The organism is Paracoccus sp. PAR01, from assembly GCF_014851995.1.
GTDB classification, from domain to species: Bacteria; Pseudomonadota; Alphaproteobacteria; order Rhodobacterales; family Rhodobacteraceae; genus Paracoccus; species Paracoccus litorisediminis.
Genome location: NZ_JACVAW010000100.1, coordinates 1 through 448, shown reverse-complemented (window position 1 = coordinate 448; position 448 = coordinate 1). Strand labels below are relative to the sequence as shown.

At 60.0% G+C, this 448-nt stretch carries 1 pseudogene; it reads left to right on the top strand.

Annotated features, from left to right (window positions below):
* Positions 1-321: 321 nt before the first annotated feature.
* Positions 322-448 (top strand): annotated as a pseudogene (locus tag IB235_RS24860) (transposase); the annotation flags it as partial.

Below are 448 nucleotides of genomic sequence, written 5' to 3'. Positions count from 1 at the left end.
GGGCGCAATGTGCGGGAATGGTTTGCGGCCCGAAACCAGTTCGCCATAATGTTCGGCGAGCGCTTCGCCGCTTGAGTATCTGAAACTGCATGGGCCGGGTCAGATACACAGAGTTCCAGACACTCCCGCTCCGCCACCACGCTGACCTGATCCCGGAACACACACGCGCGCATGCCACAATCACACCGCCACCGCCGCCAAAACGCCGCGGGCGGCCGCTGAAAAACGGAGGCGCCCATCACCTGAACGGCTGATCGCCGAACCCGCGAGGTGGGGAATTTTGCGCCAGCACTTCTGGGGAAATTTGATCCAGCATTTACAATTGAGAGCTTGAACCGGGTCATCCGCAAGTCGATCAAGACCCGTGGGTCATTCCCGACAGACGAGGCGGCGACAAAGCTGATCTACCTGGCCATCCGCAACTTCGAGAAAGACGGCCGAAACGTCC